At 48.8% G+C, this 15,219-nt stretch carries 12 protein-coding genes and 1 other annotated feature; of the genes, 11 read left to right on the forward strand and 1 reads right to left on the reverse strand.

The genetic code is table 11. The features are described 5' to 3' along the window. The 10 genes from mltG to ACI4J0_RS09690 all read left to right on the forward strand — a co-directional run. The coding region (gene mltG, locus ACI4J0_RS09645; protein ID WP_439765597.1) for an endolytic transglycosylase MltG at positions 1-989 on the forward strand (989 nt) is incomplete at its 5' end. A 30-nt stretch (positions 990-1,019) separates the two neighbouring features. Then, positions 1,020-2,249: a peptidase U32 family protein gene (locus tag ACI4J0_RS09650; RefSeq protein ID WP_439765598.1), complete on the forward strand. Its 1,230-nt coding sequence runs from the start codon at positions 1,020-1,022 to the stop codon at positions 2,247-2,249. Between the two features lie 47 nt (positions 2,250-2,296). Further along, a complete protein-coding gene (locus tag ACI4J0_RS09655) occupies positions 2,297-2,611 on the forward strand; it encodes a hypothetical protein (protein ID WP_439765599.1) in 315 nt (104 codons plus the stop codon). Between the two features lie 76 nt (positions 2,612-2,687). Continuing rightward, entirely contained in the window at positions 2,688-4,550 is a 1,863-nt protein-coding gene (locus ACI4J0_RS09660; protein WP_439765600.1) for a hypothetical protein, read from the forward strand. A 51-nt stretch (positions 4,551-4,601) separates the two neighbouring features. Continuing rightward, positions 4,602-4,821 (forward strand) — a binding site (T-box leader). Between the two features lie 76 nt (positions 4,822-4,897). Continuing rightward, positions 4,898-7,519 (forward strand): valine--tRNA ligase, encoded by a 2,622-nt coding sequence (locus ACI4J0_RS09665; protein WP_439765601.1) that lies wholly within the window; start codon positions 4,898-4,900, stop codon positions 7,517-7,519. A 172-nt stretch (positions 7,520-7,691) separates the two neighbouring features. Then, the gene (locus tag ACI4J0_RS09670; protein ID WP_439765602.1) at positions 7,692-8,603 is read left to right on the forward strand and encodes a hypothetical protein; all 912 of its coding nucleotides are present in this window, start codon (positions 7,692-7,694) and stop codon (positions 8,601-8,603) included. Between the two features lie 21 nt (positions 8,604-8,624). Next, positions 8,625-9,875 carry a bifunctional folylpolyglutamate synthase/dihydrofolate synthase gene (locus ACI4J0_RS09675; protein WP_439765603.1) on the forward strand — a complete coding sequence of 417 codons (1,251 nt, stop codon included), beginning with the start codon at positions 8,625-8,627 and terminating at the stop codon, positions 9,873-9,875. Positions 9,876-10,428: 553 nt separating this feature from the next. Continuing rightward, a complete protein-coding gene (gene pdxS, locus ACI4J0_RS09680; RefSeq protein WP_439765604.1) occupies positions 10,429-11,304 on the forward strand; it encodes a pyridoxal 5'-phosphate synthase lyase subunit PdxS in 876 nt (291 codons plus the stop codon). After that, the gene (gene pdxT, locus ACI4J0_RS09685) at positions 11,304-11,870 is read left to right on the forward strand and encodes a pyridoxal 5'-phosphate synthase glutaminase subunit PdxT (RefSeq protein ID WP_439765605.1); all 567 of its coding nucleotides are present in this window, start codon (positions 11,304-11,306) and stop codon (positions 11,868-11,870) included. Before pdxS ends, pdxT begins: the two co-directional genes overlap by 1 nt. 88 nt (positions 11,871-11,958) lie before the next feature. Beyond that, positions 11,959-12,849, forward strand: coding sequence for an alpha/beta fold hydrolase (locus ACI4J0_RS09690; protein ID WP_439765606.1), 891 nt, complete (start codon positions 11,959-11,961; stop codon positions 12,847-12,849). Positions 12,850-12,899: 50 nt separating this feature from the next. Here the strand turns inward: ACI4J0_RS09690 and guaA are convergent, their stop codons facing one another. Next, the gene (gene guaA, locus ACI4J0_RS09695) at positions 12,900-14,441 is read right to left on the reverse strand and encodes a glutamine-hydrolyzing GMP synthase (protein ID WP_439765607.1); all 1,542 of its coding nucleotides are present in this window, start codon (positions 14,439-14,441) and stop codon (positions 12,900-12,902) included. A 250-nt stretch (positions 14,442-14,691) separates the two neighbouring features. Between guaA and ACI4J0_RS09700 the strand changes: the two genes are divergently transcribed. Continuing rightward, a complete protein-coding gene (locus tag ACI4J0_RS09700; protein WP_439765608.1) occupies positions 14,692-15,219 on the forward strand; it encodes a GNAT family N-acetyltransferase in 528 nt (175 codons plus the stop codon).

The following is a 15,219-nucleotide window of genomic DNA, read 5'->3' on the forward strand; positions in this document are numbered from 1 at the left end:
TGGGTGCGCTGTGCTTTATCACATTAGGCTCAGAGGTGCTGGGTCTTAACCGTTCGGACTCCGAGTTCTCCGTTGAGATACCCCAGAATTCGGGCACGGAGGCAATTGCCAATATCCTTCAGCAGGAGGGGATAATCGAAAATCCCACTCTGTTCAGAGTCATTTCAAAGCTGAAGGGCGCTGACGGTACATATATCGCAGGAAGTCACAAGCTCAGTCCAAATATGACCTACAGCGACATCATCAAGACCCTTCAGGAGGAGGCTATCAATCCCAGAGAGTTTGTAAATATCACCTTCCCCGAGGGCATCCGCCTTGTGGACGCTGCGGCAAAGCTCGAGGAAGCGGGAGTTTGCAGCGCCGAGGAATTTATCCGCGTTTTCAATTCAAAGACCTTCGGCTTTGACTTTGAAGAAAAGGTGCTTGTAAGTCCCAAGAAGCTCTTTAAGATGGAGGGCTACTTCTTCCCCGACACCTATCAGTTCTACCTTGAGGAGGACCCTGTGAATGTGGCGAAGAAGGTATGCAAGAATTTTGAGTATAAGATAACGCCCGACCTTTACGGACGTATGGACGATATGGGAATGACCCTGGAGGAAACGCTCACGCTTGCTTCCATAGTTCAGCGTGAGGCAGGGGACACCTACAATATGAAAATGGTCGCTTCCGTTTTCCACAACAGGCTCAATGACCCCGACACCTTCCCCCTTCTCCAGTCCGACCCCACTTCAAATTACGTGGAGGAGGTAGTTATCCCAAATCTTGAGATATACTCCGAGTCCATCTGCGAGGCTTACGATACATACCGAGGCGGCGGACTGCCCCCCGGTCCCATATGCAGTCCGGGTCTTGACGCGATCGAGGCTGTTTTGTATCCGAGAGAGACAAATTACTATTATTTCTGCTCCGACCTTGAAACAGGCGAGTTTTTCTATGGGGAAACTCTTGAGGAGCATGAGGCAAATCTTGTGGCGGCACATCTCAGGTGATATGCCGCAGAGAAAGGATAATATCATCTGATGGCATACGAAAATCTTGAGGTGCTGGCTCCTGCGGGAGACATGGAGCGCCTTGACGCGGCGCTGGATTTCGGCGCAGACGCAGTTTATCTGGGCGGGACAGCTTTCGGAATGAGAGCGGGACCGAAAAATTTCGACGCTGCGGCGCTTAAAGCTGCGGTGGAAAAGTCCCACGAGAGGGGGGGCAAGGTCTACCTTACCTGCAACACCCTTCCCCGAAACAACGAGATACCTTATTTTGAGGAGTTTATAAAATACGCCGCAGATTGCGGGATCGACGCGGCTATCGTTGCAGACTTAGGACTTATGTCCCTTATCAAGAAATTCACTCCCGACCTGGAAATTCATATGTCCACCCAGACGGGCATCGTAAACTATGTGACCGCACGCGAGCTTTACGATATGGGCGCAAAGAGAGTTGTGCTGGCGAGGGAGCTGAGCCTTGATGAAGTGGCGGAAATTCGCGGGAAAACTCCCGCAGACCTTGATATCGAGGTTTTCGTTCACGGAGCCATGTGCGTTTCATTTTCGGGAAGGTGCCTGCTTTCCTCATATCTGGTGAACCGCGACGCAAACAGGGGACAGTGCGCTCAGCCCTGCCGATGGGGCTATCATCTTATGGAGGAAAAGCGTGACGGACAGTTCTTCCCCGTTTTCGAGGACGAGAAGGGCACCTATATCCTTAATTCAAAGGATATGTGTATGATAGACCACCTTGACAAGCTTGCAAAGGCAGGCGTTACAAGTCTGAAGATCGAGGGACGGGCAAAATCCGCTTATTATGTTTCGGTTATCACCAATGCTTACCGAATGGCTGTGGATATCCTTAAAAAGGACCCCGAAAACTACGCTCTTCCCGATCATGTCCGTGAGGAGGTCTTCAAGGTAAGCCACAGGGATTACTGCACTGGATTTTTCTTCGGACACCCCTCCGAATGCCGTCAGTATTATGAGGACAGCGGATATATCAGGTCATACGATGTATGCGCCGTTGTGGACAAATGCGAAAACGGACGTATTTACGCCGAGCAGAGGAACAAATTCCTTCTGGGCGACGAGCTTGAGATACTTGCACCCTCTCAAAGACCCGTTAAATACACGGTTACGGAGCTTCAAAATGCGGACGGTGAGCTTGTGGAAAACACCTGCCATGCCGCTATGAAATTTTCAATGCCCAATACTGTCGGGATAGATTTTCCGCCCCGTTCTATTATCAGAAAAAAAGCATAAGCAATATCCCTCTTAAATGCATAAAATGCTTTGGAGGGATTTGTTTTATGGAAATGGGTCTTGTTCTCATAATTGCGGTATTTGCTCTGGCGGCTCTTGTGGAGTGCTTCTGCGGCTTTGCCTCTATTCGTGCGGCACTTGCGAAAAACGAGGAGCGGACGGTGATACTTATCCCCGCCGTTGGAAATATGGAGGATATCGAATATGTTCTCAGACAGGCGGCGGCTATGGCGGAGCGCTCGGATATGCCATGCAGGTGCGTTATATGCGATATGGGCGCTGATGAGGAGACTTTGGAGATATGCCGCAGGTTTGCGGAGGAGTATGGGTTTGAGATAGAGGAAGCTGAGCCTGATATCTGATACGGATAATACGAATTACAGCCGCTTTTGGGCTGTTATCGGACGGCTGTAATTCGGCTTAAAAGGAGATGGACAGATGAAAAGAAAGATTTGGGCATTTTTGGTTTTCACCCTTATTTTATGTTCCTGCGGCAAAGGGGCTGATGAAAATGTTACGGATATCACCGAAACGGTTTCTGTGACAAGCACAGCTTCCGAAACCGTTTCGGTTGTCGATACTTCGGAAACGGAAACCGAGACTGATGTCACAGAGGACAGCTCTCCCTGCTACTTCTATTCGGGGGACGAGCCTTGTCTGAAAGCTCTTGCGGAAATCGGGGAGAGACTTCCTTGTGATACTTCTCTTGAATACAATTTTTCGGATATTGACGGCGATCTGGAAGAGGAGCTGCTTATCCTTGCCCCTCACCCCGAGGATATGGACAAATGCGCTCTTTACGCTGTTTCACAGGACGGCGAATATCGTGTATCACCGCCCCTTTATTCCTTTGAGGGCAATCATTTCCACAGCTGTGCGGTGTATCCGGGTGACAGGGGAGAGCCTTGTATCGCTGTTGCTTCAATGGGGGAGGAGAGCTATTCTTGTACGGCTTATTATATGCCTGCCTCTCTTGAGACCGTTTCGGAAAAGGAAATCGAGTTTTTCGACAGATGGAGCTTTCCGCTTGAAAACGCTTCCAGAGAATACGTAATACAATTTTTATCCGCCGAGGGTATGACTGCCGATGAGCTTTCGGAAAAAATTATTTCCGAGCTTTCAAAAACACCCCTTGAAAGGGCAGAGGAGTATTTTCAAAGAAGCTCCAATTCTGTTCTTGTTGATATTACGGGGGACGGATTTCCCGAGATGATATCGGTTATGATGGAGGGGTATGTATATGATATGTCCTGGTCAGCCTATGATATGAGCGGAAGATATCCCATAAAATTTGCCTCCGGAATACTTGACTGTGACGAAAGCATAAAGCTTATTTCCGACGGAAACGGCGGCAGGAAGCTTGTATCCGCTTACACTACGGGCATTGCCATAAATTTTGGGTGCAAGGAAGCGGATATCTGTGAGATATCCTATCCCTTACAGAGCAGGGAACGCACCCTTGGCTGTGAGACATATTATTACAGCCGTAATTCGGACACAGAAAAGCAGACCGCTTACCGCAACGAGCTTTATATGGACGGCAGGGAATATGAGGGCAGAGGAAAATATTTTGAATTTGAATTTGTACCCGGCGAATTTTACAAGGAAACGGCTTTTGACAAGATGTATTCGGATTTCCTTTCGGAATGTGACATTCTCCTTGAGATAGGAATTGACGAAAACGGCGAGCCTTATATTTCGGGAAACGGGCTTGAAAACAGTACGGCATTTTCCGAATATCCGGAGGTAAACAACGCTCCTGCGGGCGTGGGGGAAGCGGTCAGGTACATTGACGTATGCGGAGAAATGTACCCCGAGGACAGCAGAGAAATTGCGATAAATGCCGAAGATGTGGACGATGATTTTGATTTTTCGGTTTTAAACAGCTTTCCTGAGCTTCGGAGTCTGAAGCTTTCGGGAGACAGTGAAAGCGGCAGGAGGATAAAATTTTCTCCCTCGGAGTGGTGCGGCAAGGTAACGCATCTGAGAGTTGAACCATTGCTGTATGAGCCCGAGGGCGGTTACGGCTGCTTTGAAAATGTTCGTGATATTGTGGTCTTAGGCAGACCCGACAGCATTGAGTTTATAACCGATATGAAAAATATCGAGGTGTTTACCTGTGAATTTGCTCCCGATCACGAATTTTTAAGACCTCTTATGAGTCTGCCGAAGCTTGCGGTCATTCCCGACAGCGGATATGAGTCCTTTATGCCTTATGAAGAATTAAGAAACAGATCGGAGGAGTTCAGAAGGTGGATGAAGGATAATGATATCATCTGGGCGATGGTCAAGGTGGGATAAAATCAATTTCACTCTTGACAAAACGCCCACGACCTGCTATAATACATAATATAAAAGGCGATGATGAGGAGGAGTACGCACTCTTTCCCATGCTCAGAGAAAAGACGGTGGGTGCAAGTCTTTGCAGGGAATGTGCGGAAGGTAGCCTCGGAGCTTCGGCGGTGAACTTTTATTTTATGTAGCTGCCGACGGTATTCCCCGTTACGGAATAATGAGTGCGCAGTTTTTTCTGCGAATTCAGGTGGTACCGCGGAATTTTTCCGCCCTGAAGCTGTTTTATCGGCTTCGGGGCGTTTTTATTTGCTCTATGCCGAAATTGAGATCCTCTGGAAAGGAATGGTCAAAAAATGAAAAAGGAACTGTCAAAGGTTTACGAACCCAAAGAGGTTGAGGACAAAATTTACAAATTCTGGATGGACAATAACTGCTTCCGTGCGGAGGTGGACTCCAAAAAGAAGCCCTACACCATCGTTATCCCCCCTCCGAACATTACAGGTCAGCTCCACATGGGTCATGCGCTTGACGAGACGCTCCAGGATATCCTTATCCGCTGGAAGAGAATGTCGGGCTACAGCGCACTGTGGCTCCCCGGAACCGACCACGCCGCTATTGCCACCGAGGCAAAGATAGTTGAGGCTATGCGCAAGGAGGGCGTTACCAAGGAGGACCTGGGTCGTGACGGCTTTATGGAGCGCGCATGGAAATGGAAGGAGCAGTACGGCGGACGTATCGTTGAACAGCTCAAGAAATTAGGCTCCTCCTGCGACTGGTCAAGAGAGCGCTTTACTATGGACGAGGGCTGCTCCAAGGCTGTCAAGGAAGTATTCGTAAAATACTATGAAAAGGGTCTTATTTACAGAGGCGAGAGAATTGTAAACTGGTGCCCTCACTGTAAGACCACCCTCTCCGACGCTGAGGTAAATTATGAGGACCAGGCAGGTCATTTCTGGCACCTGAGATATCCTCTCAAGGACGGCAGCGGCTATGTTGAGCTTGCTACCACCCGTCCCGAGACACTTCTGGGCGATACTGCCGTTGCGGTTAACCCCAATGATGAGCGCTACAAGGATATCGTTGGAAAAATGCTCATTCTTCCTCTTGTTGGCAGGGAAATTCCCGTTGTTGCGGACGATTATGTTGAGATGGATTTCGGAACAGGCGTTGTTAAGATAACTCCCGCCCACGACCCCAACGACTTCGAGGTAGGAAAGCGCCATGACCTGCCCATCATAAACGTTATGACCGACGACGCAAAAATTACCGATGATTATCCCGCATATGCAGGCATGGACAGATACGAGGCAAGAAAGAAGATAGTTGGGGACCTTGACAAGGGCGGATACCTTGTAAGAGTTGAGGACTACAGCCACAACGTAGGCACCTGCTACCGCTGCGGCACCACCGTTGAGCCTAAGGTTTCAACTCAGTGGTTCGTTAAGATGAAGCCCCTTGCTCAGCCTGCCATTGACGCTGTTAAGAACGGCGAGACAAAGTTCGTTCCCGAGCGCTTTGAAAAGACCTATTTCCATTGGCTGGAAAATATCCGCGACTGGTGCATTTCCCGTCAGATATGGTGGGGTCATCAGATACCTGCGTTCTACTGCGACGACTGCGGCGAGATGGTAGTTACCAAGGAAAGCTCCGCAGTATGCCCCAAGTGCGGCAAGCCTATGAGACAGGACCCCGATACTCTTGATACATGGTTCAGCTCCGCTCTGTGGCCCTTCTCCACTCTGGGCTGGCCCGAAAAGACCGAGGACCTTGAGTATTTCTATCCCACAAACACCCTCGTTACAGGCTATGACATCATCTTCTTCTGGGTGATCAGAATGATGTTCTCGGGAATTGAGAATATGGGCAAGCCTCCCTTTGATACCGTTCTTATCCACGGTCTTGTGAGGGATTCCCAGGGCAGAAAGATGTCCAAATCTCTCGGAAACGGCATTGACCCCCTTGAGGTAATAGATCAGTACGGCGCAGACGCCCTCCGCTTTATGCTTGCAACGGGCAATGCTCCCGGAAACGATATGCGCTTTATCGAGGACAAGGTCAAGGCTTCCAGAAACTTCGCAAACAAGCTGTGGAACGCTTCCAGATTTATTCTTATGAACCTTCCCGAGGACTTCAGTCTCACAGGTCTCCCCGAAAATCTTGCCACCGAGGACAAGTGGGTCATCAGCAAGTTCAACACCCTTGCAGGTGAAGTTAACCAGAACCTTGAGGCATTTGAGCTGGGCGTTGCCTGCCAGAAGCTTTACGATTTCATCTGGGACGTTTACTGCGACTGGTACATCGAGCTTACAAAGCCCCGTATCCAGGCAGGCGGCGAGACTGCAAATACCGCTCAGACCGTTCTCGTTTGGGTAATGGAGGGTATGCTCAAGCTCCTGCACCCCTTTATGCCTTATATCACCGAGGAGATCTGGTCTGCGGTTTCCGACAGCGACACTCCCATTATGCTCTCCGACTTCCCTGTATTTGACGAGAAGCTTGTATACAAGCAGGAGGAAGAGGACTTCGGCAAGATAATTGACGCTATCAAGGCGGTAAGAAATATCCGCTCCGAGATGAACGTTGTGCCCTCCGTAAAGGCTCAGCTCTTTATCGAGACCGCGGACAAGGACGTATTCAAGGACGGCATTATGTTCTTTGAGAGACTTGCTTACGCTTCCTCTGTTGAAATAGGCGACAGCTTTGATATTCCCGACAGCGTTACCGTTGTGACACATTCCGCAAGAATTTTCATTCCCATGAGCGAGCTTGTGGACAAGGAAAAGGAGCTTGCACGTCTTAACAAGGAAAAGGCTTCCGTTCAGAAGGACATCGACTTCTCTCAGGGAAAGCTGGGTAACCCCGGCTTTATGGCTAAGGCTCCCGAAAAGCAGATAGAGGCTGAAAAGACAAAGCTTGCAAAGGCTCTCGAGAAGATGGAAAAGATAGAGCAATCCATCGCAGCTTTCTCCAAATAAGCGGTGTGGCGGCGTGTCGCCGCAGCCACCTCGTAAGTAAGTTTTGAGGGGATTTCCTCAAATGCGGCTCGGTAACGTTAGTTCAGTTATAAACAAGTAATTATTTCGGTTCGGCGGCTCTCTCCCGGGGCTTTTTTCGGGGGGAGCCGCAAGTGATATGGGGTGACATAAAATGATAAACCTTACAAAGGAAACTCTTGACAGACTTTACAAAAAGCAGAAGACTTTGATCTCGTCCTGGTGGATAGCCTCAATTTCTTCGATAGTGATATGCAATATATTTCTATGGATATTTTCTTACAAAATACCTGACAGGTCAGTGCGGAATATCATAATATGCATAGTAACTTTAATTCCCGTAATATACATATTGTGCACCATGAGAACTCTTATTCCCGCAGGACACGGCAGGATCCTGCGCAGAGTGTTCAAGGTACTGCAGTATGATTTTATGTCGGACAGCACTGTTGATATGCTGTATCGTTCTATCGGGGAGGCTGCGAAATACCCCGAAAAGGTGAGGCTGACAGGACTTCTCGTTACCACATACATCCTGAGAGGACAATATAATGAAGCCCTGAACCTGCTCTATTCGGTGGACAGAAGCGGCTTTGACAAATATCCCGATGTGGGGATGCTCTTCTATACGGATATTATTGCGATCTACTGCGAGCTTGAGGACTTCGACAGCGCTCTGAGGGCTTATGCGGACGGAGAAGAATTTATCGATGCTGCGGCAGAAAGAAATTATTCGTGCTGTACAGCGGCATTCAGCGCGATGATAAGCGTGGAAAAGGCAAGAGGAAATTACAGAAAGGCTCTTGACCTGCGGCTGATACTCAACGAGTATCAGAATCTTTTCAACTCGTCCACAGGAGCGTCACAGCAGGGAACGCCACTTAGCAGGATCATCAGGGGCGCGACATTTGCGGAGACTGCGGAGCTTTTCTATCTCTGCGGCGACCTTGACAATGCGGCGAAATATCTTGATATCGGCGGACCAATGCTGTCTGCAAGCCCTGCCGAGACAGAAATTGCAAATAAGCTTTCGGCAAAGATACGTGAGGCTATGGCAAAAAGATAAACAGCTTTTGGAGGAATTGTTTTGAACGGCGAGATAATAAATTTTCTCGGGGGATATACCAAATCCGGCGCCCCCGTTCATGACCTGTCAAGGTTTGTGTCCCTTATGGACAGGCTGGGAAATCCCCAGGACAGGCTTAAATTTGTTCACGTAGCAGGCACCAACGGCAAAGGCTCGGTGGTGAGAATGCTTGCCAATTCTCTCACTCTTGCAGGCTATAAAACGGGAGAATTTACCTCTCCTTTCATCTACAGGTACAACGACCGCATTAAGATAAACGGCGTGGAGATACCCGATGAGGAGCTTTCACGTATCATATCCGTCGTGAGACCTGTTATCGAAAGCGATGGTGCAGGGTATTCACAGTTTGAGATAACCAATGCCATTGCGTTTATGTATTTTGCGGAGCAGAACTGCGATATTGTGGTGCTTGAGACGGGTGTGGGCGGACTTTACGACAGCACGAACATCATAAGGGACAACATTTGCTCGGTGATAATGTCCATTTCCTATGACCACACGGCTATTCTCGGGGACAAGATAACGGACATCGCCTTTCAGAAGGCGGGTATCATCAAGGACGAGTGCCCTGTGGTGGTCTATCCTCAAAATCCTTTTGAGGCAGACATGGTAATTGACAAATACGCCGCCATTCACGGCTCAAAGGTAATTCGCCCCGACCTGTCAAAGCTGAATATTCTCCGAAGCAGACCCGACGGAGCGGCTTTTTCCTATAAGCTCAGGGATTACGCCACCGCAATGCCCGGAAACCATCAGATATACAATGCTGTTACGGCTATTGAGGCGGCGGGGGTCATAAGAAAGAAATTCAAGAAGCTGACGGACAGCAAGGTGTTTGACGGTATCAGTACGGCGGTAATGCCCTCAAGGTGTCAGATAGTACGAAAAAAGGACCCCATGATAATCATTGACGGCGCTCACAACCCCGAGGGAATGAGGGCGCTGACGGAATTTGTTGCGTCCCTGCCCCAGTACCCCAAGGTGATGATATGCGGAATGAGTGCGGACAAGGACTGGAAAACCGCTCTTTCCTACATTTCTCCCTACATTGACAAGGCTTACTGCATTGACGGCTTCTGCCCGAAAACGGTTTTCGCGCCTAAGCTGGCGGAGTGCTTCAGGGACGGCGAAACTGCGCCCATTTCCGAGGTTTACAGGCGTGCTTATTCCTATGCGGAGAATGGTGGACTGCTCCTTATCGGCGGGTCCCTTTATATTCCTTCGGCGCTGAATAAGTTCGGGGCAGGCTGAGCCTGCAGCCACTCGGCAGGCTGAGCCTACAGCCACTCGGCAGGCTGAGCCTGCAGCCACTCGTTCTATAATTTTTGAGGACATCAGACTGTCGGCTCGGTTACGATACAAATATACTGACCGATATATTCCCATTTGGCGGGTCGTCACCCGCTTACGATTTGCAGGCGAGCTTGCTCATGTTTCACAGCAATAAAAAATTTGCTGAATGCACATTTTTGACATTGATGTAATTATCAGTATTGTGCAATATTACCAATGCTGTTTTCGGGTAAGAAATGCGTCCGATTATCTTTGTGAGAGATCCACAGATATTCGACGCATTTTCTTTTTATATATGGCAAATATCCATAACTTTATCGCGCGAAACCGAAAAAGTCCTCGGCTTGAAAAAAATCCCCGACGGGATTATAATTAGGTAAAATCCAGCTAAAAGGAACGATATAAGTTTGAAAATCAAAGATTTTCAAACTTCCGAGTTTTGTTTTTCGGACTTCGTCCGAAATTTTCTAACGAAAAACACAAAACTCTCTATGAAAGGACGGTTATTTCAATGAGTGAAAACAGAGCGGAGCTTAACAGAAACCTTGCCCAGATGCTCAAGGGCGGAGTTATTATGGACGTTACCACACCCGAGCAGGCAAGGATAGCCGAGGCGGCAGGCGCTTGTGCGGTCATGGCGCTGGAGCGTATCCCTGCGGATATCAGAGCGGCAGGCGGCGTTTCCAGAATGAGCGACCCCAAGATGATAAAGGGCATTCAGGCGGCGGTGTCCATTCCCGTAATGGCAAAGTGCAGGATAGGTCATTTTGCAGAGGCGCAGATCCTTCAGGCTATCGAGATCGACTACATTGACGAGTCCGAGGTGCTTTCTCCCGCAGATGACAAGTACCACATTGACAAGACACAGTTTGACGTTCCCTTTGTATGCGGCGCAAAGGATCTGGGCGAGGCGCTGAGACGAATTAACGAGGGCGCTTCTATGATAAGGACAAAGGGCGAGCCGGGAACGGGCGATGTTGTTCAGGCGGTGCGCCATATGAGAATGATGCAGTCGGAGATAAGACGCATTTCTTCAATGTCAAAAGACGAGCTTTACGAGGCTGCAAAGCAGCTGCAGGTGCCCTACAACCTTATCGAATTTGTTGCGGTGAACAAGAAGCTGCCCGTTGTTAATTTTGCGGCAGGCGGAGTTGCTACTCCTGCGGACGCTGCACTTATGATGCAGCTGGGCGCAGAGGGCGTTTTCGTTGGCTCGGGCATATTCAAGTCGGGCAATCCCGAAAAGCGTGCGGCGGCTATTGTCAAGGCTGTCACAAACTACAATGACCCGAAGCTTCTTGCGGAGCTTTCCGAAGATCTGGGCGAGGCTATGGTTGGAATAAACGAGCAGGAAATTGCTCTTCTTATGGCGGAGCGTGGTAAGTAATGTCAAAGGTGATCGCCGTTCTGGCATTGCAGGGCGCTTTTGCGGAGCACGAAAAAAAGCTTTCGGAGCTGGGGCTTCAAAGCTTTGAGATAAGGCAGCTCCCCGACATAGACAGATCCTTTGACGGGCTTATTATCCCCGGGGGAGAAAGCACCGTTCAGGGCAAGCTGCTCAGAGACTTAGGGCTTTTTGGACCCATAAAAAAGCGGATAGAAACGGGTCTTCCCGTTTTTGGCACCTGTGCGGGAATGATACTTCTTGCACAGAGCATTGAGGGCGGGGAGAAGGCTCATCTTGCCACTATGCCCGTTACGGTAAAGCGCAATGCATACGGCAGGCAGCTTGGCAGCTTCTTCACAAAGGACAGCTTTAACGGCAGGGAAATTCCCATGAGCTTTATCCGTGCCCCATATATCAGCGATATCGGCTCTGCGGAGGTCCTGGCGGAGACGGGCGGAAAGATAGTTGCGGCAAGATATCAAAATCAGCTTGTGACTGCCTTCCACCCCGAGCTTTGCGATGATATGTATGTTTATGAGTATTTTCTTTCGATGATGGGCGAGTGAGTTCTTCTTAATATGTTTGGTCGGGCTGCTTTTAGGGGCAGCTCGATTTTTTTCGGTTGGTTGACAAAAGGGGGCGGGGAGTGGTATAATGAGAAAAAATTATGGGAGAACGGATATGAACTCAATTTACAGAAATGAAAATGCCAAAAATGCAGTACTTGAACTGTACGACAGGCAGCTTGAAGAGCTGGGGATAACGTTTCGGGATATTTATGTTGAGACAAGCTTCGGCAGAACACACCTAATTGAGTGCGGCGATATGGACAAAAAGCCGCTGCTTGTGTTTCACGGCGGCAATGCGACTACGGCTTATAATCTGAAATACTGTGATTTTCTTCTGCCACATTTCCATGTTTATGCGGTGGACACCATTGGTCACCCGGGAAAGAGTGCGGAAGTGTCGCTGTCGCCCTATAATCAGGATTACGGTAAATGGGCAGGCGAGGTCATCAGGCTGTTGGGATATGAAAAAATGGCTTGCTTCGGCGGTTCCTTCGGTGCAGGTGTGCTGGTCAAAACAATGTGTGCGGCACCCGCAACGGTTGAGAGAAGCGTACTGCTTGTTCCGTCGGCTATTAAGAACGCTTTGTCAATAAAAAGCATGAATATGATGTTCCCGATGATAATGTACTATATTACCCACAAGGAAAAATGGTTCAGAAAATGCCTTCTGCCTATGGCGGTGGATGAAAAAAATATTTCCGAGGACATTCTTATTACCGCAAGGTGCAGTATTGATAACGCTAAGATCAAATCCATCATGCCTCAGGACGAAAAGGAGTCGGAGATGAAAAAATACCGCAGTCCCGTACTTGTGATGGCGGCGGAAAAGGATTGCCTTTTCCCTGCTCATAAGGTCCTGCCCCGTGCTCGCAGGGTATGGGAGCAATGTGATACATATTTGCTTGAGGGCAGGGGGCATATGAATAAACTTACCGAAAATGAAAAAGATTTGATAGTTGAGTTTTTAAAGAAATGAAAAAAATCCCGAAAACCTCTTTGCTGCGGAGGTTTTCGGGATAATTCATTTTATTCCCACTCAATTGTTGCGGGGGGCTTGGTGGTGATGTCGTACACTACTCTGTTGATGTTCTTGACCTCGTTGACGATTCGGTTTGAAGCTGTGGCAAGAACGTCATAGGGGATACGGGAGAACTCGGCGGTCATAAAGTCGGAGGTCTCAACGGCTCTGAGGGCAAGGGTATAATCGTATGTTCTGCCGTCGCCCATTACGCCTACGGAACGGTTGTTGGTGAGGACTGCAAAATACTGATTGATAGATTTGTCAAGTCCTGCCTTAGCTATCTCCTCACGGAAGATGAAGTCGGCGTCCTGGAGTATCTCAAGCTTTTCATCGGTGATCTCGCCGATAATTCTGATGGCAAGTCCGGGACCGGGGAAGGGCTGGCGGTCTACAAGGATATCGGACAGACCAAGCTCACGTCCCAGAGCTCTTACCTCGTCCTTGAAAAGGAGTCTCAGAGGCTCGATTATCTCCTTGAAATCCACATAGTCGGGGAGTCCGCCTACGTTGTGGTGGGATTTTATTACTGCGGCGTCGCCTGCTCCGCTTTCGATAACGTCGGGATAGATGGTTCCCTGAACGAGATAATCCACTGTTCCTATCTTCTTTGCTTCACGCTCGAATACACGGATAAATTCCTCGCCGATGGTCTTTCTCTTGGTCTCGGGGTCGGACACGCCTCTGAGCTTTGACATAAACTGCTCCTTGGCGTTTACTCTTACGAAATATATTCCCCAGTCCGCAAATGCGGCTTCTACCTCGTCGCCCTCGTTCTTTCTCATAAAACCGTGGTCTACGAAAATACAGGTGAGCTGGCTGCCTACTGCTTTTGCAAGGAGCGCTGCGGCAACTGAGCTGTCAACGCCGCCCGAAAGCGCCAGCAGGACCTTGCCGTCTCCTACCTTGGCTCTGATATCGTTTATCGCAGTTTTTGCATAACCCGCCATTGTCCAGTCGCCTGTGCAGCCGCAGACATTTTTAAGGAAGCTGTCTATCATTTTAATGCCGTACTGAGTGTGATTTACCTCGGGGTGGAACTGAACGGCATAGAGCTTCTTTTCCTTGTTTTCCATTGCGGCGGCGGGGCAGTTTGCGGTATGGGCTGTTATCTTAAAGCCCTCGGGCACTTTGGAAACATAGTCGGTATGGCTCATCCACGAAACTGCCTTTTCGGGCATATCCGATATGCTGCCGAAAAGCAGGCTCTGCTTATCATATTCCGTTTCGGTCTTGCCGTATTCCGATGTGACGCAGGTGGACACTTCTCCGCCCAGAGTGTATGCCATAAGCTGGCAGCCGTAGCATATTCCCAGCACGGGCACTCCAAGCTCGAATATCTCCTTGCCTATCCTGGGAGAGGTCTCAAGATATACGCTGTTGGGTCCGCCTGTGAAGATTATTCCTGCGGGGTTTGCGGCTTTTATCTCCTCAAGGGGAGTTTTATAGGACTTTACCTCGCAGTAAACGCCGCATTCACGCACACGTCTTGCGATAAGCTGATTATACTGACCGCCGAAGTCAAGAACGATAACTGTCTGGTGGGACATTGGCTATACCTCATTTCTTTCTTGTATGTAATAATACTTATTTATATTATCTCATAATCCGTGCTTTTCTGCAAGCGGCAATTTTATAGAAAAAGTAAATTTTATATGGATAGATTTATTTGTAGGGCTTTTATTGGTATGAACAAATGTGTTAAATAAGTCGGGGAATATTTTGGCATATTGCATATTGACATTTATGAACATTTGTGCTATAATGTTCGTACTATGAAAATTATGAGGGGGATCTTTTATGATGCTTGAAACGGAACGGCTTATTCTGAGAGAGATGTGTATGAGCGATCTTGCTGCGATGTATGCTGTGCTGGGGGACTCGGATATTATGAGACATTATCCTTATACCTTTGACGAGGAACGTGTGAGAGGGTGGATAGAGAAAAATATCAGGCGATATGAGATATTCGGCTTCGGGCTGTGGGCGGTGGTCCTGAAAGAGTCGTGGGAGGTCATCGGCGACTGCGGCGTTACTATGCAATGCATTAACGGAATTATCAGACCTGAGATAGGTTATCACATTGCAAAGAGGTCTCAGCGGCAGGGATATGCTCGTGAGGCGGCTCGCAGGTGCAGGGACTGGGCTTTTGAGAACACGCCCTTTAACATTTTGTATTCCTATATGAAAAAGGATAATATCCCCTCGGCGGCGGTGGCGAGGGCTAACGGTATGAGACTTATTGAGGAGTTTACCGACGGCGAGAACGAGGTCACGGCGGTTTATGGGGTCACGAGGGGGGAGTGGAAACAAATTGAAAGAAAATGA

This window comes from Huintestinicola sp. (assembly GCF_051882455.1).
Lineage (GTDB): Bacteria > Bacillota > Clostridia > Oscillospirales > Ruminococcaceae > Huintestinicola.